At 56.3% G+C, this 26,691-nt stretch carries 24 protein-coding genes; 5 read left to right on the top strand and 19 right to left on the bottom strand.

Annotated elements, in window-relative coordinates; all coding sequences use genetic code 11:
- The first annotated feature begins 86 nt into the window (after positions 1-86).
- Positions 87-3,533, top strand: a complete 3,447-nt coding sequence (gene mfd / locus QQF33_RS25255; protein WP_285158810.1) for a transcription-repair coupling factor — start codon at positions 87-89, stop codon at positions 3,531-3,533.
- Between the two features lie 142 nt (positions 3,534-3,675).
- A complete protein-coding gene (gene ldtC / locus QQF33_RS25250) occupies positions 3,676-4,635 on the top strand; it encodes a L,D-transpeptidase LdtC (protein WP_282494934.1) in 960 nt (319 codons plus the stop codon).
- An 80-nt stretch (positions 4,636-4,715) separates the two neighbouring features.
- Here the strand turns inward: ldtC and bhsA are convergent, their stop codons facing one another.
- Positions 4,716-4,973 (bottom strand): multiple stress resistance protein BhsA, encoded by a 258-nt coding sequence (gene bhsA, locus QQF33_RS25245; RefSeq protein WP_282494933.1) that lies wholly within the window; start codon positions 4,971-4,973, stop codon positions 4,716-4,718.
- Positions 4,974-5,219: 246 nt separating this feature from the next.
- Here bhsA and comR point away from each other — a divergent pair, with 246 nt between their 5' ends.
- Positions 5,220-5,855, top strand: coding sequence for a TetR family copper-responsive transcriptional repressor ComR (gene comR / locus QQF33_RS25240; RefSeq protein WP_282494932.1), 636 nt, complete (start codon positions 5,220-5,222; stop codon positions 5,853-5,855).
- Between the two features lie 201 nt (positions 5,856-6,056).
- A complete protein-coding gene (locus QQF33_RS25235) occupies positions 6,057-8,249 on the top strand; it encodes a TonB-dependent siderophore receptor (protein WP_285158809.1) in 2,193 nt (730 codons plus the stop codon).
- Between the two features lie 64 nt (positions 8,250-8,313).
- On the opposite strand, the gene QQF33_RS25230 is transcribed toward QQF33_RS25235, so the two are convergent.
- From QQF33_RS25230 to hinT, 8 genes are all read right to left on the bottom strand, one after another.
- Positions 8,314-8,853, bottom strand: coding sequence for a glycine zipper 2TM domain-containing protein (locus QQF33_RS25230; RefSeq protein WP_095281609.1), 540 nt, complete (start codon positions 8,851-8,853; stop codon positions 8,314-8,316).
- A gap of 190 nt (positions 8,854-9,043) precedes the next feature.
- Entirely contained in the window at positions 9,044-10,348 is a 1,305-nt protein-coding gene (locus QQF33_RS25225; RefSeq protein ID WP_095281608.1) for an NAD(P)/FAD-dependent oxidoreductase, read from the bottom strand.
- A 235-nt stretch (positions 10,349-10,583) separates the two neighbouring features.
- On the bottom strand, positions 10,584-11,126 hold the full coding sequence (gene ycfP, locus QQF33_RS25220) for an alpha/beta hydrolase YcfP (RefSeq protein WP_095281607.1): 543 nt from the start codon (positions 11,124-11,126) through the stop codon (positions 10,584-10,586).
- Between the two features lie 35 nt (positions 11,127-11,161).
- A complete protein-coding gene (gene nagZ / locus QQF33_RS25215) occupies positions 11,162-12,187 on the bottom strand; it encodes a beta-N-acetylhexosaminidase (RefSeq protein ID WP_285158808.1) in 1,026 nt (341 codons plus the stop codon).
- A gap of 11 nt (positions 12,188-12,198) precedes the next feature.
- Complete coding sequence (gene thiK, locus QQF33_RS25210) at positions 12,199-13,023, bottom strand: thiamine kinase (RefSeq protein WP_285158807.1); 825 nt, start codon at positions 13,021-13,023, stop codon at positions 12,199-12,201.
- Positions 13,004-13,654, bottom strand: coding sequence for a penicillin-binding protein activator LpoB (gene lpoB / locus QQF33_RS25205; protein ID WP_390888262.1), 651 nt, complete (start codon positions 13,652-13,654; stop codon positions 13,004-13,006). Before lpoB ends, thiK begins: the two co-directional genes overlap by 20 nt.
- 10 nt (positions 13,655-13,664) lie before the next feature.
- Positions 13,665-14,045 carry a YcfL family protein gene (locus QQF33_RS25200; RefSeq protein WP_285145865.1) on the bottom strand — a complete coding sequence of 127 codons (381 nt, stop codon included), beginning with the start codon at positions 14,043-14,045 and terminating at the stop codon, positions 13,665-13,667.
- Between the two features lies 1 nt (position 14,046).
- The gene (gene hinT, locus QQF33_RS25195; RefSeq protein ID WP_063408612.1) at positions 14,047-14,406 is read right to left on the bottom strand and encodes a purine nucleoside phosphoramidase; all 360 of its coding nucleotides are present in this window, start codon (positions 14,404-14,406) and stop codon (positions 14,047-14,049) included.
- A gap of 350 nt (positions 14,407-14,756) precedes the next feature.
- Between hinT and fhuE the strand changes: the two genes are divergently transcribed.
- Positions 14,757-16,967: a ferric-rhodotorulic acid/ferric-coprogen receptor FhuE gene (gene fhuE / locus QQF33_RS25190; protein WP_282494926.1), complete on the top strand. Its 2,211-nt coding sequence runs from the start codon at positions 14,757-14,759 to the stop codon at positions 16,965-16,967.
- A gap of 191 nt (positions 16,968-17,158) precedes the next feature.
- Here the strand turns inward: fhuE and ptsG are convergent, their stop codons facing one another.
- From ptsG to fabD, 10 genes are all read right to left on the bottom strand, one after another.
- Positions 17,159-18,592, bottom strand: a complete 1,434-nt coding sequence (gene ptsG / locus QQF33_RS25185) for a PTS glucose transporter subunit IIBC (RefSeq protein WP_282494925.1) — start codon at positions 18,590-18,592, stop codon at positions 17,159-17,161.
- Between the two features lie 297 nt (positions 18,593-18,889).
- Complete coding sequence (locus tag QQF33_RS25180) at positions 18,890-19,684, bottom strand: metal-dependent hydrolase (protein WP_285150768.1); 795 nt, start codon at positions 19,682-19,684, stop codon at positions 18,890-18,892.
- Between the two features lie 10 nt (positions 19,685-19,694).
- Positions 19,695-20,699 (bottom strand): DNA polymerase III subunit delta', encoded by a 1,005-nt coding sequence (gene holB, locus QQF33_RS25175; protein WP_285150769.1) that lies wholly within the window; start codon positions 20,697-20,699, stop codon positions 19,695-19,697.
- Positions 20,696-21,337 carry a dTMP kinase gene (gene tmk, locus QQF33_RS25170; protein ID WP_285150770.1) on the bottom strand — a complete coding sequence of 214 codons (642 nt, stop codon included), beginning with the start codon at positions 21,335-21,337 and terminating at the stop codon, positions 20,696-20,698. Before tmk ends, holB begins: the two co-directional genes overlap by 4 nt.
- A complete protein-coding gene (yceG, locus tag QQF33_RS25165; protein ID WP_282494921.1) occupies positions 21,327-22,349 on the bottom strand; it encodes a cell division protein YceG in 1,023 nt (340 codons plus the stop codon). The genes tmk and yceG overlap by 11 nt, the downstream gene beginning before the upstream one ends.
- Before the next feature lie 2 nt (positions 22,350-22,351).
- A complete protein-coding gene (pabC, locus tag QQF33_RS25160; RefSeq protein WP_285150771.1) occupies positions 22,352-23,161 on the bottom strand; it encodes an aminodeoxychorismate lyase in 810 nt (269 codons plus the stop codon).
- 122 nt (positions 23,162-23,283) lie between these two features.
- Positions 23,284-24,525, bottom strand: a complete 1,242-nt coding sequence (gene fabF / locus QQF33_RS25155) for a beta-ketoacyl-ACP synthase II (RefSeq protein ID WP_282494919.1) — start codon at positions 24,523-24,525, stop codon at positions 23,284-23,286.
- A gap of 91 nt (positions 24,526-24,616) precedes the next feature.
- A complete protein-coding gene (gene acpP / locus QQF33_RS25150) occupies positions 24,617-24,853 on the bottom strand; it encodes an acyl carrier protein (RefSeq protein ID WP_003857954.1) in 237 nt (78 codons plus the stop codon).
- 154 nt (positions 24,854-25,007) lie between these two features.
- Positions 25,008-25,742 carry a 3-oxoacyl-ACP reductase FabG gene (gene fabG, locus QQF33_RS25145; protein WP_285145859.1) on the bottom strand — a complete coding sequence of 245 codons (735 nt, stop codon included), beginning with the start codon at positions 25,740-25,742 and terminating at the stop codon, positions 25,008-25,010.
- Positions 25,743-25,754: 12 nt separating this feature from the next.
- The gene (gene fabD, locus QQF33_RS25140) at positions 25,755-26,684 is read right to left on the bottom strand and encodes an ACP S-malonyltransferase (RefSeq protein ID WP_285150772.1); all 930 of its coding nucleotides are present in this window, start codon (positions 26,682-26,684) and stop codon (positions 25,755-25,757) included.
- Between the last annotated feature and the right edge of the window lie 7 nt (positions 26,685-26,691).

The raw sequence follows: 26,691 nt of genomic DNA, 5'->3' as shown, positions 1-26,691 counted from the left end.
TTTGCTAATGCAAAACGATCAAGGATAATAAAGGCATTGCGTATCAGTGATATGTCCCAAAACTCATAAGAGACTCTGACAAAGCCATGCCTGAACAATACCGTTATTCCCTGCCCAACAAAGCGGGCGACCAGCGCCAGCTAGGCGAACTGACGGGCGCAGCCTGCGCCACGCTGGTGGCAGAGATCGCTGAGCGCCACGCGGGGCCAGTGGTGCTCGTTGCCCCCGATATGCAAAACGCGCTCCGTCTGCACGACGAGATTCGCCAGTTTACCGACAGCCTGGTGTTTAGCCTGGCTGACTGGGAAACGCTGCCGTACGACAGTTTTTCCCCGCATCAGGAGATCATCTCCTCACGCCTCTCCACCCTGTACCAACTGCCGTCGATGCAGCGCGGCGTATTGATCGTGCCGGTCAACACCCTGATGCAGCGCGTCTGCCCGCACAGCTACCTGCACGGCCATGCGCTGGTGATGAAAAAAGGCCAGCGCCTGTCGCGCGATGCCCTGCGCGCGCAGCTCGACAGCGCGGGCTATCGCCACGTCGATCAGGTGATGGAGCACGGGGAGTACGCCACGCGCGGCGCGCTGTTAGATCTCTATCCGATGGGCAGCGATCAGCCCTATCGTCTGGATTTCTTCGATGATGAAATCGACAGCCTGCGCGTGTTCGACCCGGACACCCAGCGCACGCTGGAAGAGGTCGAGGCGATAAACCTGCTGCCCGCCCACGAATTCCCGACGGACAAAACCGCCATCGAACTGTTCCGCAGCCAGTGGCGCGATAAGTTCGATGTGAAGCGCGACGCCGAGCATATCTATCAGCAGGTGAGCAAAGGCACCCTGCCCGCCGGGATCGAATACTGGCAGCCGCTGTTCTTTAGCGAGCCGCTCCCGGCGCTGTTCAGCTATTTCCCGGCGAAAACGCTGATCGTCAATACCGGCGATCTCGACGCCAGCGCTACTCGCTTTGAGAGCGAAACCCGCGCCCGTTTTGAAAACCGTGGTGTCGATCCGATGCGCCCATTGCTGCCACCTGAGCAGCTGTGGCTGCGCACCGACGAGCTGTTTTCCGAGTTAAAAAAATGGCCGCGCGTCCAGCTCAAAACGGAAAGCCTGGCGGACAAAGCCGCTAACACCAACCTGGCGTTTACCACCCTGCCGGATCTCTCCGTCCAGGCGCAGCAAAAAGCGCCGCTGGATAATCTGCGCAAGTTCCTCGAACACTTCACCGGGCCGGTGATTTTCTCGGTCGAGAGCGAAGGCCGCCGTGAAGCGCTGGGCGAACTGCTGGCGCGCATCAAAGTCTCGCCAAAACGCATTTTGCGTCTCGACGAAGCCGCCGACAGCGGGCGCTATCTGATGATCGGCTCTGCCGAGCACGGTTTTATCGATACCCTGAATAATCGGGCGTTAATCTGCGAAAGCGATCTGCTCGGCGAGCGCGTGGCGCGTCGTCGTCAGGACAGCCGCCGCACCATTAATCCGGATACGCTGATCCGCAACCTGGCCGAGCTGCACGTCGGCCAGCCGATTGTCCATCTGGAGCACGGCGTTGGGCGTTACGCGGGTATGACTACCCTCGAAGCGGGCGGGATCACCGCGGAGTACCTGATGATCACCTATCTCGGTGACGCCAAACTGTATGTGCCAGTTTCCTCTTTGCATCTCATCAGCCGTTACGCCGGTGGCGCGGAAGAGAGCGCCCCGCTGCACAAACTGGGCAGCGATGCCTGGACCCGTGCGCGGCAGAAAGCCGCCGAGAAAGTCCGCGATGTCGCCGCCGAGCTACTGGATATTTACGCCCAGCGCGCGGCGAAATCCGGCTACGCCTTCAAGCACGACAAAGAGCAGTATCAGCTGTTCTGCGACAGCTTCCCGTTTGAAACCACGCCGGATCAGGCTCAAGCAATTAACGCGGTACTCAGCGATATGTGCCAGCCGCTGGCGATGGACCGTCTGGTGTGCGGCGACGTTGGCTTCGGCAAAACCGAAGTGGCGATGCGCGCGACTTTCCTCGCCGTCGAGAACAACAAACAGGTCGCCGTGCTGGTGCCGACAACCCTGCTGGCCCAACAGCACTACGACAACTTCCGCGACCGCTTCGCCAACTGGCCGGTGCGTATCGAGATGCTGTCGCGTTTTCGCAGCGCCAAAGAGCAGACGCAAATTCTGGAGCAGGCCAGCGAAGGTAAAATCGACATTCTGATCGGCACCCACAAGCTGTTGCAAAGCGACGTGAAGTGGAAAGATTTGGGCCTGCTGATTGTCGATGAAGAGCACCGCTTCGGCGTGCGCCACAAAGAGCGCATCAAAGCGATGCGCGCGGATGTGGATATCCTGACGCTCACCGCGACGCCAATCCCACGAACCCTGAATATGGCGATGAGCGGGATGCGCGATCTGTCGATCATTGCCACCCCACCGGCCCGTCGTCTGGCGGTAAAAACCTTCGTGCGCGAGTACGACTGCCTGGTGGTGCGTGAGGCGATCCTGCGTGAAGTGCTGCGCGGCGGCCAGGTCTACTATCTCTACAACGACGTGGAGAACATCCAGAAAGCGGCGGATAAACTGGCAGAGCTGGTGCCGGAAGCGCGCATTGCCATCGGCCACGGCCAGATGCGCGAGCGCGAGCTGGAGCGGGTGATGAACGATTTCCACCACCAGCGTTTTAACGTGCTGGTCTGTACCACCATTATCGAAACCGGGATCGACATTCCAACGGCGAACACCATCATCATCGAACGGGCCGATCACTTCGGTCTGGCGCAGCTTCATCAGCTGCGCGGTCGCGTCGGGCGTTCGCATCACCAGGCCTACGCCTGGCTGCTGACGCCGCATCCGAAAGCGATGACCACCGATGCGCAAAAACGTCTGGAAGCGATCGCGTCGCTGGAAGATCTGGGGGCCGGTTTCGCGCTGGCGACGCACGACCTGGAGATCCGCGGCGCGGGCGAACTGCTCGGGGAAGATCAGAGCGGATCGATGGAGACCATCGGCTTCTCGCTGTACATGGAGCTGCTGGAAAACGCCGTCGACGCCCTGAAAGAGGGGCGCGAGCCGTCGCTGGAAGATCTCACCAGCCAGCAAACGGAAGTGGAGCTACGCATGCCGTCCCTGCTGCCGGATGATTTTATCCCGGACGTGAACACGCGCCTGTCGTTCTACAAGCGGATTGCCAGCGCCAAAAACGAGGCTGAGCTCGAGGAAATCAAAGTCGAGCTGATCGACCGCTTTGGCCTGCTGCCGGATGCAGCGCGTAACCTGCTGGATATCGCCCGACTGCGCCAGCTGGCGCAGAAGCTGGGTATTCGCAAGCTGGAAGGCAACGAGAAAGGCGGCGTGATTGAGTTCGCGGAGAAAAACCACGTCGACCCGATGTGGCTCATTGGTTTGCTGCAAAAACAGCCGCAGCATTTCCGCCTCGACGGCCCGACGCGCCTGAAATTCATGCAGGAGCTGAGCGATCGCAAAACGCGGATGGAGTGGGTGCGTAACTTTATGCGCCAGCTCGAAGAAAACGCCGCAGCGTAACCCTCTGGCCGGGCGGCAATCTCCACCCGGCCGATTAATTTACAAACTCTTTGCACTTCTCCTGATTTCCCGACACGCCCCTTCGCCATAATCATCCATTAACGTTTTGAATAACAATAACCCTGTTTTTACTCTGGATTTAGTGATGATGACTGTGCGTTTTACTCGCTGGATAACCTTGATTGCCCTTGCGGCAACCGTCGCGATCGCCCTGCCCGCGCGCGCCAATACCTGGCCGCTGCCCCCTGCCGGGAGCCGTCTGGTGGGCGAGAACCGCTTCCACGTGGTGGAAAATGATGGCGGTTCGCTGGAGGCGATCGCCAAAAAATACAACGTCGGCTTCCTGGCATTATTGCAGGCCAACCCTGGCGTCGATCCTTACGTGCCGCGCGCCGGTAGCGTGCTGACCATCCCGCTACAAACCCTGCTCCCGGACGCGCCGCGCGAAGGTCTGGTGATTAACCTCGCCGAACTGCGCCTCTACTATTACCCGCCGGGGAAAAACGAGGTGACGGTTTACCCGATCGGCATCGGTCAGTTGGGTGGCGATACCCTGACCCCGACGATGGTCACCACCGTCTCGGATAAACGCGCCAACCCAACCTGGACGCCAACGGCCAACATTCGTGCGCGTTATAAAGCCCAGGGCATTGATCTGCCCGCCGTGGTTCCGGCGGGCCCGGATAACCCGATGGGCCATCACGCGATTCGCCTCGCCGCCTACGGTGGCGTCTATTTGCTGCATGGCACCAATGCGGACTTTGGCATCGGGATGCGCGTCAGCTCAGGCTGTATCCGCCTGCGCGATGGCGACATCGAGACCCTGTTCCGCGTGATAACGCCGGGCACCAAGGTCAATATTATTAATACGCCAATTAAAGTCTCTGACGAGCCGGGCGGGAAACGTCTGGTCGAGGTGCATCAGCCGCTGTCGAAGAACATCGGCGACGACCCGCAGACGCTGCCGATTACGCTGAACGCCGCAATGCAAACCTTTAAAGCGCGCGCGGACAGCGCGGTGATGGAAAAAGCGATGGACGTGCGCTCGGGCATGCCAGTGGATGTCACGCCGCATCACGAGGTGACTCAGCAGGCGATGTAAAATCGCCAAAAACAAAAAGGCCCTGCTTTTCAGCAGGGCCTTTTTTTATGGCAGTGGCATTAATGAGGGTTAAGCCACGCTTATTTGTAGATCACTGCAGTCCCGTGCAGGGTGTTCGGACCGGTGACTGAAGTGATGCGGAATGATTTCGCGCCCATCTGTTCAGCTTTCTGCGCTAACTGGTCTTCCAGTGAACCCAGGTTAGTCCCGGCGTTGGCAGAGATGGTGCCGACTTTTTGCTGGTCAGCAGGGGTAGATTGCACTTCGACAGCGGCGAAGCTGGCGAATGACAGGGAACTCAGTACAGCAGCAGCGATCAGGGTGTTGATGGTTTTCATGATTTTTAGCCTTTAACAGATGAATTTGGGAGGTCGTTAGTTATTTACTTAACGATCGATAGGTAAATGATAGATGTGATCCAGGTCACACGTCAACATGATTTTATAACGATCATTAAATTAATTTTAAACCTCTTATTTTTCATACCCATATGATTAATTTATTTTTGTGAAATGAGTGCTGGTCGCCGCTGATTATTATTTTTATAATGATCATTCAACAAACCAACAAAGGTACAACGGCACATGACAACCGACGTCACGAGTTGCGCAAAAAAAAGCCGTGGCCGACCGAAAGTGTTCGACAGGGATGCGGCGCTCGATAAGGCCATGACACTCTTCTGGCAGCATGGGTATGAAGCGACTTCGCTCTCCGACCTGGTCGAAGCGACAGGCGCGAAAGCCCCGACGCTGTACGCAGAATTCACCAACAAAGAAGGCCTGTTCCGCGCCGTGCTGGATCGCTATATCACGCGCTTTGCGGCCAAACACGAAGCTCAGCTGTTTTGTGAAGAGAAAAGCGTTGAGCAGGCGTTGCAGGATTACTTCGCGGCCATCTCGGCCTGCTTTACCAGCAAAGACACGCCTGCGGGCTGTTTTATGATTAACACCTCGGCGACGCTGGCGGCCTCCTCGAAAGAGATCGCCAATACCGTGAAATCGCGCCACGCCATGCAGGAAGAGACGCTGGGCGCCTTTTTACGCCAGCGCCAGGCGCGCGGCGAGATCCCGGCGCACTGTAACCCTGAGGAGCTGACGCAGTTCTTAAGCTGCGTCCTGCAGGGGATGTCGATCAGCGCGCGGGAAGGCGCAAGCCTTGAGAAGCTGCAAAGCATTTCCCGCACCACGCTGCGACTGTGGCCTGAGCTGCTGAAACTCTGATTTGAAGGGCGGGTCTCCGCCCTTTTCTTTTCCCCTCTCCCCCACTTTTTTCACTTTCATCTCCTGTAAACCCTCTCATTTCAGCGGGTTGATAATGAGACTCTTTATCGGCAATATTCGCGTTTACATTTATTCACAATGTTTCCATTGTGTGATTTGACCTGCCGATAAAAAAGAGCAAACGCTCAACAAGGAATGATGATGAAGAAGAGCCTCTGGGTGCTTAATCCCGTTCTGCTGGCTATCGCGATGCCGCTGTACGCAGAACAACAAAACGAAGAAAACCTGATTGTCAGCGCCAACCGCAGCCACCGCACCGTCGCCGAAATGGCGCAGACCACGTGGATTATTGAAGGTCAGGAGATTGAACAGCAGGTTCAGGGCGGGAAAGAGTTCAAAGATATTCTCGGCCAGCTGATCCCCGGTATGGACGTCAGCAGCCAGGGGCGCACCAACTACGGCATGAATATGCGCGGCCGCGCGATTGTGGTGCTGATCGACGGCGTGCGTCTGAACTCGTCGCGCACCGACAGCCGCCAGCTGGATTCTATCGATCCGTTCAACGTCGAGCATATCGAAGTCATTTCCGGCTCGACGTCGCTGTACGGCGGCGGCAGTACCGGCGGGCTGATCAATATCGTCACCAAAAAAGGGCAGCCGGAGACGCAGGTCGATCTGGAACTCGGCGGCAAAAGCGGCTTTAACAACAGCGACGATCGCGATGAGCGCGTGGCGGCCGCCGTCAGCGGCGGGAATGACAATGCGTCGGGCCGTCTTTCAGTGGCTTATCAGCGCTTCGGCGGCTGGTACGACGGTAACGGCGACGCCCTGACCTTCGACAACACTCAGACCGGCCTGCAACACTCGGATCGTCTGGACGTGATGGGAACCGGCACCATCGAGATCGATGAGACTCGCCAGTTGCAGGTGGTGACGCAGTATTACAAAAGCCAGGGTGACGACGATTACGGGCTGTATCTCGATAAGAACATGAGCGCGGTGACGGGCAACGGCACGGCACGCACCTCCAGCGGCTTTAGCTCGGATCGTATTCCCGGCACCGAGCGTCATCTGGTTAGCCTGCAATATTCCGATACCGATTTCTGGGGACAGGAGCTGGTCGGGCAGATCTATTATCGCGATGAATCCCTGCGCTTCTACCCCTTCCCGACGGTGGCGAAAGGACAAATCTCCAGCTTCTCCGCCTCCGAGCAGAATACGGATCAGTACGGTGCCAAGCTGACGCTGAACAGCAAACCGCTCGACGGCTGGCAGCTCACCTGGGGTATTGATGCCGACCATGAAACCTTTGATTCCAACCAGATGTTCTTCAATCTGGCGGATTCCGTCCCTTCCGGCGGGATGAATAACCAGTCGGCTTACAGCACGGGCCGCTATCCGGGCTACAGCATCACCAACTTCGCCCCTTTCCTGCAAAACAGCTACGACATTAACGACGTCTTTACCCTGAGCGGCGGCGTGCGCTATCAGTGGACCGAAAACCGCGTCGACGATTTCATCGGCTACAAAGAGCAGCAGAGCATTGCCAAAGGCGACGCCCTCTCCGCCGACGCCATTCCGGGCGGCAAAACGGATTACGATAATGTCCTGTTTAACGCCGGGATCCTGGCGCACCTTACCGAGCGTCAGCAGGTGTGGTTTAACTTCTCTCAGGGCGTCGAACTCCCGGATCCGGGGAAATATTACGGCAATGGCTCCTACAGCAAAGCGGATGCGCAGGGTCATCTGGCGCTGCTGAAAAGCGTGAACCCGAATGATGCCAAACTCGAAGGGATTAAGGTTGATTCGTATGAGCTGGGCTGGCGCTTTACCGGCGATCAGCTGCGCACCCAGATTGCGGCCTACTACTCCCTGTCGGACAAATCCATTGATATCAACCGCGCGGACATGACCATCGACGTGAATCCGCAGAAGCGTCGGATCTACGGCGTCGAAGGGGCGGTGGATTACTTTATTCCTGACAGCGACTGGAGTCTGGGCGGAAACTTCAACGTCCTGAAATCCGAAATCAAAACCAACGGTTCCTGGGAGAAATGGGATGTAACTCAGGCGTCACCGTCGAAAGCGACAGCCTACGTCGGCTGGGCACCAGAGCCGTGGGCGTTGCGTCTGCAAACCCAGCAGGCCTTCGATCTGAGCGACGCGGCGGGCAATAAAATTGATGGCTACAATACCGTTGATTTTATCGGCAGCTATCAGCTCCCGCTCGGCAAGCTGACGTTTAGCGTCGAAAACCTGCTCGATAAAGAGTACACCACCGTCTGGGGACAGCGCGCGCCGTTGCTCTACAGCCCAACCTACGGAAATGCGGCGCTGTACGAGTATAAAGGCCGCGGACGCACCTTCGGTCTGAACTACGCCCTGACCTTCTGACAGGCGAAAAAAAGGCTCCTCAGCCTGAGCGTTTGAGGAGCCAAATTCAAAAATACCGCTTTTTTTACACCTTGTTATTCAGAACCAGCTGACCGTTGCTATCCAGAGGGATCTGGGTACCCGGGTCTTTGTCCATCCGAATTTTGCCCTGCTGATCGCCAATTTTGTAGGTCACATCGTAGCCGAGCATTTTCTCTGATTTGTCATACACGGTTTTGCAGCGCTGCTGCGTGGTGGTGTACGTATCGCCGTCCTGCATCGCGCCCTGGACCTGGTTACCGGCATAGCCGCCACCCAGTGCGCCGACCACGGTCGCGACATCTTTCCCGCGTCCGCCGCCAAACTGATGACCAATCACGCCACCCGCAACCGCACCCAGCACGGAGCCTGCGATACGGTTTTCATCCTGCACCGGACGACGGTGGGTCACCGCGACGTTGCGGCACTCCTGACGAGGGGTTTTCACCGACTCTTTGATCGGTGTGGCTGAAACAACTTGTGCGTACTGCGGGCCGCGTTCAAACACGTTCAGACTGGCCACTGCTGCCACGCCCAGCGCCGCAGCTACGCCAATCCCTATACCCGCCAACATAGATTTATTCACGGGACTTCCTCCTTTGTTGCTATTGGTAACAATTTTGCAATCAAAGAAAGGGTTCGCCAATCGGAATAACGCTCAAAAAGAGAGGCGTGAAATGAAAAGGTGCGCGTTTAGGAGAACTCTTAAGTAACCTGACGGATATTGTCAGCAGGAAATGCTAAAAATCCCTCCGGGAGCCGGAGGGATTGAAGGATCAGTGCAGTTTGAGGCGCGGACGGATGACGCGGTTGATACTGCCCACCAGCATCATCAGACCGGTTTTGAAGTAACCGTGCAGCGCGACCTGGTGCATGCGATACAGCGAGATGTAGACGAAACGCGCGATGCGCCCTTCAACCATCATAGAGCCGCGCATCAGGTTACCCATCAGGCTGCCCACGGTGGAGAAGTTCGACAGGGAAACCAGCGAGCCGTGGTCTTTGTAGACGTAGGACTTCATCGCTTTGCCTTTGGTCTGCGCCAGAATGTTGTGCAGCGCGAGGCTTGCCATCTGGTGCGCGGCCTGGGCGCGCGGAGGAACGAACCCGCCTTCCGGACGCGCGCAAGATGCGCAGTCACCGATGGCGAAAATGTTCGGATCGCGCGTGGTTTGCAGCGTCGGCTCGACCACCAGCTGGTTAATACGGTTGGTTTCCAGCCCGCCAATCTCTTTCATGAAATCAGGCGCTTTGATGCCAGCAGCCCAGACCATCAAATCGGCCTGAATGTACTCGCCGCCTTTGGTGTGCAGACCGCCTTCGTCGGCGCTGGTGACCATGGTTTGAGTCAGCACGCGCACACCCATTTTGGTCAGTTCGTTGTGCGCCGCACCGGAAATACGCGGCGGCAGCGCGGGCAGAATGCGCTCGCCCGCTTCGACCAGCGTCACGTTCAGCGCTTCGTTGGTCAGGCCTTTGTAACCGTAGCTGTGCAGCTGTTTCACCGCGTTGTGCAGTTCCGCAGAGAGCTCTACGCCCGTCGCGCCGCCGCCGACAATCGCGATGTTCACTTTGCCGCTGGCACCGAGGTTATTGGAATATTTCAGGAACAGGTTCAGCATCTCCTGATGGAAACGACGCGCCTGATGCGGGTTGTCGAGGAAGATGCAGTTCTCTTTTACGCCCGGGGTATTGAAGTCGTTCGAAGTACTGCCCAGCGCCATCACCAGCGTGTCGTACGGCAGTTTGCGCTCAGGAACCAGCAGCTCGCCCTTCTCGTCACGCAGCTCGGCCAGAGTGATGGTTTTGCTTTCGCGGTTGATGTCCATCACCGAGCCCAGCTGGAACTGGAAATCGTGATTACGCGCGTGCGCCAGATAGCTCAGGGCATCGACACCTTCGTCCAGGGAACCGGTGGCGACTTCATGCAGCAGCGGTTTCCACAGATGGCTGTGGTTGCGATCAACCAGCGTAATTTTGGCTTTCTTGCCACGGCCCAGCTTCTTGCCGAGTTGCGTAGCCAGCTCCAGCCCACCTGCGCCGCCGCCTACAATCACTATCTTTTTCAATGGCGTAGTCAATGTGACCCCCTCAAATTATTAACCAATTGTTAATTAAAAGTTATGATAATAACCCTTAATTAACAACAGGTTACAGCACTGAAACCATTCAGGTGCATTGAGAATAACACGCCAGGCGCATTGGTCATACCAAAATTGATGTGAATCAAGTTTTGGTGATTTAAATTTGTACAATTGTAGCAAAGACAAAGCCCGGCTCGCTTTCGCGGCCGGGCTTTGAGTAAGTCAGAGGGGGTTAGCCCAGGGTCTTGAAGGCTTTGATGCGCTGCAGATGCGGGGAGATATTTTTGAATTTGTGGGTCTGCTCTTCGTCCCAGACAATTTCATAGTAGTGATGCAGCAGCTCCGCCGCGCGGAGGTTATCCAGCGCCTCGTCATGACGGGAGAGGATCGCCATGCAGCGGTCGCGGTTCTTCTCGCGGAAATTGCTCACGCATTTGGTTGCAATATCGGTGTACTCTTCCGGGCGGTCAATCTTGCCTTCCATGTTCTCGTCCGGGAACAAATTCGGATTGAACACCACCTGGCGAATATCGCAGAGAAAACCGATCCGCTCTGCCCAGTAGCCACCGAGTCCCACGCCGCAAATCAGCGGACGATCGTCGACGTTGAGCTGCAGCATCTTGTCCACTTCTTTCAGCAGATGCGCCATGTCATGCTTCGGATGGCGCGTGCTGTAGCTAATCAGCCGCACGTCCGGGTCGATGAACTGCAGTTGCAGCACTTTTTCATGGTTACCAGGACTGTTCGAATCAAAACCGTGCAAATAAATGATCATTGTTTCCTCACCACACGACGCCTTCCGAGAGGGGTTTATTGGCCCGCTTTGTGTGCCTGCCAGCGCTCATTGAGTGCTTCAAGCTCGGCGTTCACTGTCTTCCAGCGAGACGAGCCCATCAGCTCCTGACGGCTAAATGAACCTTTATGATACAATTGTGTAACACGTTCAGCATTGATCGGCGACAGGTTATCTAACACGCTAACCGCCCCTTTACGATTATTGCAGACCAGGATCATATCGCAACCCGCATCCAGCGACGCCTGACCGCGCTCGGCGTAGCTGCCCATGATCGCCGCCCCTTCCATCGACAGATCGTCGGAGAAAATCACGCCGTTAAAGCCCAGCTCCTGGCGCAGCACGGTTTTCAACCAGTGCGGGGACCCGCTGGCCGGACGCGGATCGACATCGCTGTAGATCACATGCGCAGGCATGATGGCGTCGAGCTTGTTGTCGGTAATGAGCGAGCGGAACACGGACATATCTTTGGCACGGATCTCCGCCTCAGGGCGCGGATCGCGCGGCGTCTCTTTGTGAGAATCCGCCGTGACTGCCCCGTGACCCGGGAAGTGTTTCCCGGTGGTTTTCATGCCCGCGTCGTGCATCCCGTCGATAAAGCGCGTCGCCATTGCCAGGGCAATCTGCGGATCTTCATGGTAGGAGCGCTCGCCGATGGCCGCGCTGATGTGCCCGACGTCCAGCACCGGCGCAAAACTTAAATCGATATCCATGGCGATCATTTCGCTCGCCATCAGCCAGCCCGCGTCCTGCGCCAGCTTACCGCCCTCTTCAGTGCCAAGCAGGGCAGCAAAAGATTGTGCCGCCGGCAGACGGGTGAAGCCCTCGCGAAAACGCTGCACGCGTCCGCCTTCCTGATCGACCGCGACCACCAGACGGTTGCGGGACGCCGCGCGGATCTGACGCACCAGCTCGCGCAGCTGCGCAGGATCGTGATAGTTGCGGGTAAACAGAATCAGCCCACCCACCAGCGGATGCGCCAGAATATCGCGCTCTTCCGCATCGAGTTCATACCCTTCAACATCCAACATCACTGGACCCACACGAACCTCTCTTATCCTTTAGTTTGTAACTCACGCCAGACGTCATCTGCCAGCGCGATAAATTGTTTGTCAGCCGATTGCTGAAAGCGTAATTCGAACCATCCGGCCATCATCATCAGTACCCAGGGCCGCCAGCGCTGGACCTGCTGTTGCAGCTGATACGCGTCCATATTCGCCGTATTGGCATAGGCTCTAACAAGCGTCTGCCGGGCCTTTTCTGACGGCATCCAGACCGCCGCCAGCTCGAGCGCCACGTCGCCATCGCCCGCGTATTCCCAGTCGATCAGCCGTTCTCCCGTTGGGGTATGGACGATATTTCCGGCATGCACGTCCATATGCAACGGCACCAGCCGCAGAGGGCGCGGTTCGCCGCGCTGGCGCAGACGTTTTAACGTCGCCAGCCAGAATGGCGATCGCCGTGAAGGCGCGGCTCCCTGCCAGTAGGCGTCGAGCAGCGGCAGGATCGTGATGCGCCACCCAAGACGGGATTGCCGGTGCAGATAATACAGCATGCCTGCCAGGGTTTGGGTATCAGGAAGCTCGCTTTTGATCTCACCCACAAGATACTCGACCGCCATCCAGTCGTGATGAAAGAAGTGCGGCTCGGGCACCAGATCGGCGGGAAGACGTTTCAGGGCATGATACTGACGGCGAAACGCGAAGGCGGGCCCGGTGGCGTCATGACGCTGGCGCAACACCAGACGGCGATCGCCGTGCTCAATAATGCAACTCGCGCCGCTAAACCCGGCGTGGGTTTGCGGCGCGATAAGGCGATATTGCGGGAAGTCGCGCGAAAGCAGGGTTTCGCGCGTAACGCTATTGTTGTGTAACGGCACCTTTACCTGACCAGATAATTTCGCCTGTTTGAACCAGCATCAGCTGCATTTGCAGGGTTGGCGTGTTGACGTTGCCGGTCGCGTTGGAGTAGAGCACATACTGCGCGCCAACGTTACGGGCGATGCCAATGGCTTTGCTGCGCGAACCTAAGCTGTCCTGCGGTGACAGGCCCAACTGCTGTTTCGCCACGGACAATTGCTGGACGGAAACCAGCGTAAACTTGCCGTTGTTCGCCAGCGCATTGCGCAGGGTTTCCGTGGCTTCACCCGCATTCAGCGAGCCGTTGGTGCGGTTGTTGACGCTATCCACCAGCAGTACGCTGCCTGCGGTCACGCCCTGAGCCTGCAGCATTTTGCCGACCATTGGCTGCATGGCACCGTTCCAGTCATAGTGACGGACGCGCGGCGCAGGCTGCGAAGTTTGATCGGGATGTTCAATCGGGCCCGGCTGTTCCGGGATCGTCGGTACGGATGGCACCGTTGGCACTGGCTCGGTCGGCGTCACCGGCTGTTCAGTGCCAGGCTTCACCTCGTCAACTGGAGCAGGTTGCTGTTCCGTACGGTTGATACACCCCGACAGGAACAGCGCGAAAGCGGTAACGAGCGCGTAACGGCCCAAATTCTTAATCAAGGTTCACCCCTTACAAATAAAGATAAAGTCTGACCTTATGCGCACCCAGATAATTAGCGCTGCCATAAAGTGTGACCGACGAATTGGCCGGAATGATGACACTGCGTGGCGCTTCAAGCGGATGCATCTCGAGGCCTCTTACGTCATACCAGTAAAACCGATAGTGAATGGTAACTGGCTGGTTTCTTTCGTTATAAAGCCTGGAGGACGCCGACGGCTGAATTTCGCTGACCGTGAGCGACGGTGCCTCAGCGGTAATGCCCGCAGCCAGAACCGACGACTCCATCACCAGCGTCTGTTCATCGCTGACCGGGATCGCCGGACGCGAGCTACAGCCCGCGAGGACCATCGCCAGTGTCAGAGCCAGAACCGCTTTACGCCCTCTTTGCATATCAAAGACCTTTATGCGCCAGCATCGGACCCAGCGGACGACCGCCCAGCAGATGCATGTGAATATGATAAACTTCCTGCCCACCATGATGATTACAGTTCATGATCAGACGGTACCCGTCTTCGGCAATCCCTTCCTGTTCAGCAATTTTCGCTGCTACCGTCAGCATACGGCCTAATGCCACTTCATGCTCAGTTTTCACGTCATTGACGGTCGGAATCAGAATATTGGGGATAATAAGGATGTGTGTCGGAGCCTGAGGTGAAATGTCGCGGAAAGCTGTGACCAGTTCATCCTGATACACGATATCCGACGGGATCTCACGACGGATAATTTTACTGAAAATGGTTTCTTCAGCCATGACGTTTTCCTTTTTTGTTTAATCTGGCGTGACGTGACCGGCAAAGGCTGGCGTGCGGCGATTGCCCGTGACACAACACAAGAGTATGAGCGAGTTTCTCCTGTCCTTTCAACCTTATCCCGTGATTTCTTTCCTTTACCCACAATGGATGGTCGCTGATTGACCATCCTGCCCTTAGATATGACTGAAACATAATTTCAGGTGAAATGGTTACATCTGTTTACACGGTTAATTCAAATGCGTATATTTCGCATTTGCATTTTCATGCGCATTTTCAACATAGAAATGACCTCCGACCGTTACCGGGACTGGGGCAGACAATTTACCATTCACTCAGAAAGGGTTTGATGATGTCTTTCATTAATCACACCAGGGATGGGCAACGTCAGCCTGTCGCAACACCTTCGTTGCTGGCAGCCTGTATTGCTATGGCATTGATGCCGACCGCAAGTTTCGCAGAATCCAATCCGGAAGATACCGTCATCGTTGACGGGGCTGATAACGCGCAAGATCAGAATAGCGCGCAGGATCAGGATTACAGCGTCAAAACCACCACCACCGGCACCAAATTATTACTGGTTTCGCGTGATATTCCGCAGTCGGTCAGCGTCATCAGCCAGCAGCGTATGCAGGACCAGGAGCTGAACACCATCGGCTCGGTACTGGATAACACCGTCGGGGTGAGCGCTTCCCGCATTGATACCAGCCGTACCAACTTCTACTCCCGCGGGTTCTTCATCAGCAACTTTGCCTATGAAGACATGCCCACCTTCCTCGATAACCGCTGGAACTTTGGTGATACCGCGGGCGATACCGCTATTTTCGACAAAATCGAAGTGGTGCGCGGCGCGGCCGGTTTGATGAGCGGCACGGGCAACCCTTCCGCTTACGTCAACATGGTGCGCAAACACGCGGACAGCAAAGAGTTTAAAGGCAACGTCTCCGCCACCTACGGCAGCTGGGATAAACAGCGTTACGTGATGGATCTCCAGGCGCCGCTGACGGAATCCGGCAACGTGCGCGGGCGCGTGATCGCCGGGTACGAAGACCGCGACTCCTGGGTGGAGCGTAACCACTATCGCAAGAAGTTCGTCTCCGGCATTCTCGATGCGGACGTGACAGACTCCACCACCCTCTCCCTGGGTTATGACTACCAGGAAAGCGAAGAGGACAGCCCGACCTGGGGCGGTTTCCCTTCCATGTTCAGCGATGGCAGCAAAACCGATTTCCGCCGCGGCTTTAACACCGCAGCCGACTGGACTTACTCTAACAATGACTCCACCAAAGTGTTTGCCAACCTCACTCAGCGCTTTGATAACGGCTGGGAAGCGAAGGTTAACGCCATGCACGCGGAAACTAACTTCGACAGCAAGCTGATGTACATCGACGGTTATCCGGACAAGGCAACTGGCCTGTACGATGCCTCCAAATGGTACGGTGCCTGGGGCGGCTGGAACCGCGGCGAGCGTAAACAGGACTCCGTGGATGCATTCGTACGCGGCGGGTATGACCTGCTTGGCCGTCAGCACCAGATCATGTTCGGCGGGAGCTACAGCCGCCAGCGCAATAACTATGACAACTCCTATCCGGTTAACGACAATTACGGCCTGATGGATGTCGGCAGCATTTACGATTACAACGGCAATCTGGCCGACCCGACCTGGTCCGGTTTCTCGCTGTACCAGCGCGACGTAATCCGCCAGAAATCTGTCTATGCCGCGACCCGTATCTCTCTGGCCGATCCGCTGCACCTGATTCTGGGCGCGCGTTACACCGAGTGGAGCGCCAAGTACAACCTGGAGCGTAAACCGGACGAGATCCGCAACAGCAAATTCGATGACGTCACGCCGTATGCGGGCCTGATCTATGACATCGACGATACCTGGTCGGTTTACGGAAGCTACACTTCGATCTTCCAGCCGTCTGGCCAGCGCGATATCAACAGCAACTTCATCGATCCGACCACCGGTAAGAGCTATGAAGCCGGTGTGAAAGGTGACTGGTTCAGCACCCGCCTGACCGCGACGCTCGCCGTCTTCCGTATTGAGCAGGACAACGTCGCCGTCAACACCGGGACAACCATTCCAGGCTCCGGCGGCCAGTCGGCGTATAAATCCGTGGATGGGACCGTCAGCAAAGGGATTGAGTTCGAGCTGAACGGGGCGTTGACCGACAACTGGCAGCTGACCTTCGGCGGCAGCCGCTACATTGCTGACGATGAGAACGGCGCTGCCGTCAACCCAGGCCAGCCGCGTACCTCTCTGAAGCTGTTTACGCGCTACCAGTTGCCGATGCTACCTGAGCTGACCGTCGGCGGTGGCGCGCGCTGGCAGAACAAAACCTGGCAGGATCTCGATAACGGCCCGAACGGCGTGAATCAGATCACTCAGGGTGGTTACACGGTGGTGGATCTCTTTACCCGCTACCAGGTCACGAAAAACTTCTCGGTTCAGGGCAACCTGAACAACGTGTTTGACGAGGAGTATTACGATTACCTGGGCAGCTACGGCGTTTACGGCGCACCGCGTAACTTCTCGGTGAGCGGTACATACCGTTTCTAAGTCGTGAGTAATGACGAAGGGAGCCGAATGGCTCCCTTTTTTGTGGGCGGTGTGCGGGAATTGTCGGGTGGCGCTGCGCTTACCCGACCTACAAAACCCGTAGGCCCGGTAAGCGCAGCGCCACCGGGCTTAAATGTTGGCACAATAAAAAAGGCAGCCATTCGGCTGCCTTAGTCTCCCCAGGTCACAACTTAGTTGCTGCGGATGTACTCATCCATTTCGGTTTTCAGGTTATCGGATTTAGTACCGAAGATTGCCTGAACGCCCGAACCTGCAACAACAACACCCGCTGCGCCCAGTTTTTTCAGGCCCTGCTGGTCAACTTTCGCGACGTCAGCAACGCTCACACGCAGACGAGTGATACACGCGTCCAGGTTAGTGATGTTTTCTTTACCGCCGAATGCTGCAATCAGAGCAGGAGCCATTTCGCTGGTAGAGGTTGCTTTCGCATCGTCAGTAGAATCTTCACGACCCGGAGTTTTCAGGTCCAGTGCTTTGATCAGCACGCGGAAGACGGTGTAGTACACCACTGCGTAGCACGCACCAACGATTGGGAACAGCCACAGTTTGCTGCTGTTACCGGACAGAACGATGAAGTCGATCAGACCGTGCGAGAAGGACGTACCGTCACGCATACCCAGCAGAATACAGATTGGGAATGCCAGGCCTGCCAGAATCGCGTGGATAACGTACAGGATCGGCGCAACGAACATGAAGGAGAACTCGATCGGCTCGGTGATACCGGTCAGGAACGAGGTCAACGCTGCGGAGATCATGATACCGCCCACTTTTGCACGGTTCTCTGGTTTAGCAGAGTGCCAGATAGCAATCGCTGCAGCCGGCAGACCGTACATTTTGAACAGGAAGCCGCCAGACAGTTTGCCTGCAGTTGGGTCACCTGCCATGTAACGTGGGATGTCACCGTGGAATACCTGACCTGCGGCGTTGGTGTATTCACCAATCTGCATCTGGAATGGAACGTTCCAGATGTGGTGCAGACCAAATGGCACCAGGCAGCGCTCTACGAAGCCGTAGATACCAAACGCCACAACCGGGTTCTGGTATGCAGCCCACTGAGAGAAGGTCTGGATAGCCGTACCAATTGGAGGCCAGATGAAGGACAGCACAACGCCCATGAAGATCGCAGCCAGACCAGAGATGATCGGTACGAAGCGCTTGCCCGCGAAGAAGCCCAGATACTCAGGCAGCTTGATGCGATAGAAGCGGTTAAACATGTAGGCTGCAATGGCACCAGAGATGATACCGCCGAGAACACCGGTATCGGCCAGGTGTTTCGCTGCGATCTCTTCAGCAGGTAAATGCAGTACCAGTGGCGCAACCACAGCCATGGTTTTCACCATGATGCCGTAAGCAACAACCGCGGCCAGAGCAGATACACCGTCGTTATTGGTGAAGCCCAGTGCAACACCGATAGCGAAGATCAGCGGCATGTTAGCAAAAACAGAACCGCCTGCTTCGGCCATCACGTGTGAAACTACGGCTGGCAGCCAGCTGAAGTTTGCAGAACCGACGCCCAGCAGGATACCTGCGATAGGCAGTACGGATACTGGCAGCATCAGCGATTTACCGACCTTTTGCAGGTTAGCAAATGCATTCTTAAACATAATTGAGAGTGCTCCTGAGTATTTGTGCTTTTTTTACGCTTTCACGCATGGGCACGGGGGGAGAACCGCGCCGTGGACAGGACATCTAAGCGCCCTTTATTTATTACACAGAGTAAAATAAATCCCTGTGACTTTGTTTGACGGCTATCACGTTTCAGCTTCAGACGATCGAAAAACTTTCAGTAATTTACAAAAAGCATGTCCAGATATGTCTAAATACACCGTCACCGCCCTAAATAAGGCGGTGAACTTTACTCGCTTTGTTTATTAATTACGAGCCCAAAAAAAACAGGTGTATCAAACAGATTGCAGGCGGGAGGGGGCGATGTGGAACAGATTAGCGAAGTTTTCCGTCGTGGTGCGCGCCAGCTCTTCGAGGCTGACACCTTTCAGGACGGCCATATACTCAGCCACATCTCTCGTCATGGCTGGCTGGTTCTCTTTACCGCGGTGCGGCACCGGTGCCAGATAAGGCGAGTCTGTTTCCACCAGGATCCGGTCGAGAGGCACATAACGCGCAGCATCACGCAGCTGCTCAGCATTACGGAACGTCACGATCCCGGAAAACGAGATATAAAACCCCAAATCAAGCAGCTTACCCGCCGTTTCTCTGTCTTCTGTGAAACAGTGTAGTACGCCACCGCAATCCGTCACTTTTTCTTCCTGCAGGATGGCGAGGGTATCTGCGCGCGCATCGCGGGTATGGACGATGACCGGTTTGTTCAGCTCGCGTCCGATACGGATGTGGTTGCGGAAAGACTCCTGCTGGCGGGGTTTTGTTTCCGGCGTGTAAAAATAGTCCAGCCCGGTTTCACCCATGGCCACTACGCCCGCTTCCGCCGCCATCCGGCGCAGATCCTCGACGTCGTACTCTTCATCCTGATTGAGCGGATGCACGCCGCAGGAGAAGACGACGTTGTCGCGCTCACCCACCAGATCGCGCATCGAGCGATATCCGGGCAGCGTCGTGGCGACAGCCAGACAGAATTTCACATCGCGGGCGGCGGCTTTTGCCAGCACATCGTCCACGTCTTTATGCAGTGATTGATAATCCAGGCCATCGAGATGGCAGTGTGAGTCGACTAAAAACATAATGTCTCTCTCAGAGATGGGAAGCAGGCAGCAGCGTGCCTGGTTGCAGGTAATGTTCGATACGCAGTAACAGGTCCGTGAGTAACAGCTCGCGATTCACGCCGGTTACGCTTAAGAGTTGTTCGCGGCAGACGCTGACATCATGGAATATCGCGCGCAGTATGGCCCCGGAAAGCTGATTCGCCAGGGTGTTGACCAGCGGCCAGACGTCGGCGTTGCTGAGCTGCTGCGCGCTTTGCTGCAGTTTGATCGCATCCAGAACCAGTGACGCCAGCCAGTGCAGACGCGCAGGTGCCTGTTCGTGGTTTAATGCGGGCAGCAATCCAGGCCAGTCGCGGCTTTCCAGCGTGCTGCTCAGGGCATCGCAAAGCTGTGTGCGTTGCGCCCAGGTCTCTTTTTGCAGCAGTTCCAGCGCTGCAGCGGGTGCTCCGCTGCTTAAGCGCAGCGCCGTCAGCGCCGCGTCCTGTGACACCGTCACTTCGCGTTCAAGCCAGGTTAAAGCCCAGGATTCCTGCGGTGCAGCGAGGTGATGAAGTTGGCAACGGCTGCGCAATGTCGCCAGTAATCGTCCCGGCTCGCGGCAGGACATAAAGAACCAGGTATTGACCGGCGGCTCTTCAAGAGTTTTGAGCAGCGCATTCGCCGCCGCTTCCGTCAGCAGCGCCGCGTCTTTTAACCAGACGACTTTCGCCCCGCCGAGGCGCGCGTGTTCATACAGCTTTTCGCTGACTTCACGCACCGCATCGATACCGAGCGAGCTTTTGCCCTTCTCAGGCTCCAGCGTGTAGAAATCCGGATGCGTTCCCGCCTGCATCAGCTGGCAGCCACGGCATTTGCCGCAGCTTTTATGCCCTTCGGGCTGCTGACACATCAGAAAACGGGTGATGGCATAAATCAGCGCGTCGTCGCCCATGCCGGGCAGCGCCTGAATCAGTAACGCATGATGCCCCCGACCGGCCTGATAGCTGCTAATCAGCTGATCAAAGTGCGGACGCAGCCATGGATACCATTTCATGCCTGCTGCTCCTGTACCCATGCGGTCACGGTTTCACGGATGGAACGCGTGACCTCTTCCAGGGATTGGGTGGCATCGATGGTGCGAATCGAGCTGTCCTGCGCCGCCAGTTCCAGATAACGCGCGCGGGTGCGGTTAAAGAAATCCAGAGACTCCTGTTCGATGCGATCCAGCTCGCCGCGCGCGCGGGCGCGCTTCAGGCCCACCGCCGGAGTGACGTCGAGATACAGCGTCAGGTTTGGGCGGAAATCACCCAGCACCGCATCGCGCAGCGTCGCGAGCATGGTCTGATCGATTCCGCGTCCGCCGCCCTGATAGGCCTGCGTCGATAAATCATGGCGATCGCCAATCACCCAGCGCCCTTCTGCCAGCGCCGGTTTGATCACCGTGTCGACCAGCTGCACGCGCGCCGCGTAAAACATCAGCACTTCGGCTTTATCGCTAATCACTTCGTCGCCGACGGATTTGATGTCCAGCACCAGGCTTCTGAGCTTTTCAGCCAGCACTGTGCCGCCCGGCTCGCGAGTGAAGACCATCTCTTCGATGCCCAGCTCTTTCAGTGTGTCAACCACCACGTTGCGTGCGGTGGTTTTCCCGGCGCCTTCCAGCCCCTCTATGACGATGTAATTACTGCGCATTTTTTTCCTTAAGTGCCTTCAGATAGTCCTGAACAGAGCGATTATGGCTGGCAAGGTTGGTGTTAAAGGTATGCCCCCCTTTTCCGTCAGCCACAAAATAGAGATACGGAGTGTGTGCCGGATGCGCGGCGGCATCCAGTGACGCCTGGCTCGGCGTCGCGATGGGGCCTGGCGGCAAACCGCTAATCACGTAGGTATTATACGCCGTTGGCGTCTCGAGGTCCTTACGGGATATCTTCCCGGCATAGTTCTCGCCCATGCCGTAAATCACCGTCGGGTCGGTTTGCAGGCGCATGCCGATACGCAGGCGGTTGATAAACACCGATGCCACCTGATCGCGCTCGCTCGCCACGGCCGTCTCTTTTTCGACAATCGAGGCCATGGTCACAAACTGGTTTTGGTCTTTGTACGGCAGACCGTCCGCGCGCCCTTCCCAGGCTTTATCGACGGCGGCCACCATTTTTTTGTGCGCACGCTTCAAAATCGCAACGTCCGTGGTCCCTGCGGTATACATCCAGGTATCAGGCCAGAACCAGCCCTCCACCCACTCAGGATGCTCCAGCTTCAGGACCTCAGCGACGGTGGCGTAGCTGTCATCTTTCAGGGTGTGGCTGATGTACGGCGCATCACGCAGCTGTTTCAGGTAGTCGCTCAGACGCATGCCTTCGACGAATCGCAGCGGGAACTGTGCCTCTTTGCCGCTTTCCAGCAGCGCCAGCATCTCACGCACCGTCATGCCAGGTGTAAAGCGGTAGGTCCCGGCTTTGAAATGCGACAGTTCCGGCTCGAGGCGCAGCAGCCACTGGAAAACGCGCGGACGGTTAATAATTTTATCGCCGTAAAGCTGCTCGCCCAGCGCTAAGCGCCCGGTGCCGGCTTTCAGCGTGAAGACGGTTTCTTCTTTAATCAGGATGTGACTGTTCGCCATCTGACGAACCTTCCAGACTCCCACGCCGCCCGCGATAGCCATCACGACGAGAAGGAGGAGGACAAAGCGCAACATTTTTTTCATGACTATCTTGTTTGCTCACACAGTGGGGCTAAAAACGAGTACAACTCACGCGATGACCAGGTCTTGTCACCGTAAGCTCGAACCGGCACGACGGGCATTAAGGCATTGCAGACCACGACTTCATCGGCGTCCAGCAGCGCCTCAACGCCTGTGTGAACTTCGACAACGCGAAAGGCCGAGTGTGCCAGGTGCTGCAGACAAAACTGGCGCATGATGCCATTCACCCCGGCCTGATCCATCTTCGGCGTGAAAACATCGTTGCCCCGTCGCCACAGTAAATTGGCCGCACAGCATTCCGTAATGAGCCCGTCGCTGTCAAGAACCAGCGCCTCTTCGGCGTCTGACTGTTCAAGATGAGCGCGGATCAGCACCTGCTCGAGTCGGTTGAGATGTTTTATTCCTGCAAGCATGGGGTTGCGCCCCAGACGAACCGGGCTGAGCGCCAGGCGGATGCCGTCGCGACGCCACAGGTCGTAGTGTGCGGGATAGGCAGAAACAGAGAGAATTCGGGTGGGATTCAGGCAACTGGCACCGCTGTAACCGCGTCCGCCCGCGCCACGGCTGATAATGACTTTCAGCACGCCGCGAGGGTTGCCCTTCGCCATGTTGATCATTTCACGCTGAAGTTCAGCCCAATCGGTAAAGGGAATCAGCAACCTTTCACACGCCAGCTGTAAACGCTGAAGATGGGCGTCGACCAGGCAGACTTCGCCCTCAGCAATGCGCGCTGTGGTGAAGCAGCCATCGCCAAACTGGGTCGCCCTGTCGCTCGCAGGAAGAGAGTCCTGCTGTTGGCCATTGATGAAGAACATGGAGGCTCCTTTTTCGTGACCCGATAGTTTGGCAGGATGAATAAGGCAGAACAAGGGAAGAAAACTGAATAAAAAAGGCCCGACAAGCGGACCTTTTATTTAACGCTACCGGGCAGCAAGCCTTAGATCTTTTTAAAGATCAGAGAGCCGTTGGTGCCGCCGAAGCCGAAGGAGTTACACAGGGTGTACTCCAGACCGCTGACCTGACGCGCTTCGTGTGGAACGAAGTCCAGATCGCAACCTTCATCCGGGTTATCCAGGTTGATGGTTGGCGGAACAGCCTGATCGCGCAGCGCCAGGATCGAGTAGATAGACTCTACTGCGCCTGCAGCACCCAGCAGGTGGCCGGTCATGGATTTGGTGGAGCTGACCATAATGCGGCTTGCTGCATCACCAAATACGGACTTAACGGCCTGAGCTTCTGCTTTATCGCCAGCCGGCGTCGAGGTACCGTGGGCGTTAACATAGCCAATCTGACCCGGTTCGAGACCCGCATCGCGAATCGCGTTAACCATTGCCAGTGCCGCACCCGCGCCATCTTCCGGCGGAGACGTCATGTGATAAGCGTCGCTGCTCATGCCGAAACCGACGATTTCTGCATAAATTTTCGCGCCACGCTTTTTCGCGTGTTCGTACTCTTCGAGTACGATCATGCCAGCACCATCGCCCAGAACAAAACCATCACGGTCTTTGTCCCACGGACGGCTCGCAGCCTGAGGATTGTCGTTACGGGTAGACAGCGCACGCGCCGCACCGAAACCACCCACGCCCAGCGGAGTACTGGCTTTTTCAGCACCACCGGCAACCATGGCGTCTGCATCACCGTAAGCGATGATACGCGCTGCCTGACCGATGTTATGCACACCAGAGGTACAAGCCGTTGCGATAGAAATGCTAGGGCCACGGAGGCCAAACATGATGGTCAGGTGACCCGCCACCATGTTAACAATCGTGGACGGAACGAAGAATGGGCTGATCTTACGCGGGCCACCGTTCACCAGAGAGGTGTGGTTTTCCTCGATCAGGCCAAGACCGCCAATCCCGGAGCCAATAGCGGCGCCAATGCGGGTTGCGTTCTCTTCCGTAATTTCAAGACCAGAATCCTGCATGGCCTGAACGCCAGCGACAATTCCATATTGAATGAAGGCATCCATCTTGCGCTGTTCTTTGCGCGAGATGATCTCTTCACAGTTAAAATCCTTTACTAAGCCAGCAAATTTCGTTGCATAGGCGCTAGTATCGAAATGGTCGATTAGGCTGATGCCGCTCTGACCGGCAAGAAGAGCTTTCCAGGTGGACTCTACGGTATTGCCGACAGGAGACAACATGCCAAGTCCGGTCACAACTACACGACGCTTAGACACGTTTGTCCTCCAGGGAGGGATAAAAAAAGGGATTCGTGGGACTAAAAAAGATAAAACTCAGGCGGTCGAATGACCGCCTGGAGATGTTCACTTACGCCTGGTGACCGTTGATGTAATCAATGGCAGCCTGAACGGTGGTGATTTTCTCAGCTTCTTCGTCCGGAATCTCAGTATCAAACTCTTCTTCCAGAGCCATTACCAGCTCAACGGTGTCAAGAGAATCTGCGCCCAGGTCTTCAACGAAGGATGCGGAGTTCACAACTTCTTCCTGCTTAACGCCCAGCTGCTCGCCGATAATTTTCTTAACGCGTTCTTCGATAGTGCTCATACTCTTAAATTTCCTATCAAAACTCGCTTTCGCGATGGTTTTCGTAGTGTATAAAATGTTGAAAAATTTGCAACTAAATCCCGGCAGGTCTTACCACGATTTTACGTTATTTTGAGGCCATTCGCCCTAATAACGCAAATATTTTCGATCGTGGTTAAACCATGTACATCCCGCCGTTGACGTGGAGAGTCTCACCAGTGATGTAACTCGCTTCGTCAGAGGCTAAAAATGCAACCGCGCTGGCGATTTCCTGAGCGCCGCCGAGGCGACCCGCAGGAACCTGCGCCAGAATACCCGCACGCTGATCGTCAGATAGCGCACGCGTCATGTCCGTTTCAATAAAGCCCGGAGCAACAACGTTTACAGTAATCCCGCGTGACGCGATTTCGCGCGCCAGCGACTTACTGAACCCGATCAGACCCGCTTTCGCCGCAGCGTAGTTGGCCTGACCAGCATTTCCCATGGTACCAACCACAGAACCGATAGTGATAATACGGCCATGACGCTTTTTCATCATAGCTCGCATTACCGCTTTTGACAGACGGAATACAGATGACAGGTTGGTTTCGATGATATCGTCCCACTCGTCGTCCTTCATTCGCATCAGTAAGTTGTCGCGAGTGATTCCGGCATTATTGACCAGAATATCCACTTCGCCAAACTCTGCGCGAATATTTTCCAGAACAGATTCGATAGATGCAGCGTCGGTCACATTCAGCATCAGACCTTTACCGTTCGCACCTAAGTAGTCGCTAATGGCCTGAGCGCCGTTTTCACTGGTTGCTGTACCAATGACTTTCGCGCCACGCGCGACCAGGGTCTCAGCAATGGCACGCCCGATACCGCGGCTTGCGCCCGTGACCAGCGCGATTTTTCCTTCAAAACTCATGGTAATCCTCTTTTATTGCGCGAGTGCCGCTGACAGCGCTTCTGGCTCGTTAATGGCCGATGCAGTCAGGGTATCAACAATACGTTTGGTCAGACCGGTCAGGACTTTACCCGGGCCTGCTTCATACAGGTGCTCAACGCCCTGCGCGGCCATAAACTCAACGGTTTTGGTCCACTGCACGGGGCTGTAGAGCTGGCGAACCAGCGCGTCGCGAATCGCTTCTGGCGCTGTTTCGCATTTCACATCAACGTTGTTCACAACCGGAACCGTTGGTGCGTTAAAAGTGATTTTTTGCAGCTCGACTGCCAGTTTATCAGCAGCCGGTTTCATCAGCGCACAGTGAGACGGAACGCTCACCGGCAGCGGCAGTGCGCGCTTCGCGCCTGCAGTTTTACAGGCTGCGCCTGCACGCTCAACGGCTTCTTTGTTACCCGCGATCACAACCTGACCCGGCGAGTTAAAGTTTACCGGAGAAACCACCTGCCCTTCGGCAGACTCTTCGCAGGCTTTTGCGATAGAAGCATCATCCAGACCAATAATGGCGGACATGGCGCCAGTCCCTTCTGGTACCGCTTCCTGCATGAATTTGCCACGCATTTCGACCAGACGCACGGCATCAGCAAAACCAATGACGCCCGCACAGACCAGCGCAGAGTATTCACCCAGGCTATGACCCGCCAGCATCACAGGCGCTTTACCGCCCTGCTCCTGCCAGACACGCCACAGTGCGACAGACGCGGTCAGCAGCGCAGGCTGCGTCTGCCAGGTTTTGTTCAGCTCTTCCGCCGGACCCTGCTGAGTCAGCGCCCAGAGATCGTAACCCAAAGCGTCAGAAGCTTCACGGAAAGTGGCTTCAATAATTGGGTACTGTGCCGCTAATTCAGACAACATCCCAACGGACTGAGAACCCTGACCCGGGAACACAAAAGCAAATTGCGTCATTTTTAAT

The organism is Lelliottia wanjuensis (assembly GCF_030238365.1).
Lineage (GTDB): Bacteria > Pseudomonadota > Gammaproteobacteria > Enterobacterales > Enterobacteriaceae > Enterobacter > Enterobacter wanjuensis.
The sequence above is the reverse complement of the archived record's forward strand: the minus strand, read 5'-3'. Positions and strand labels throughout refer to the sequence as shown.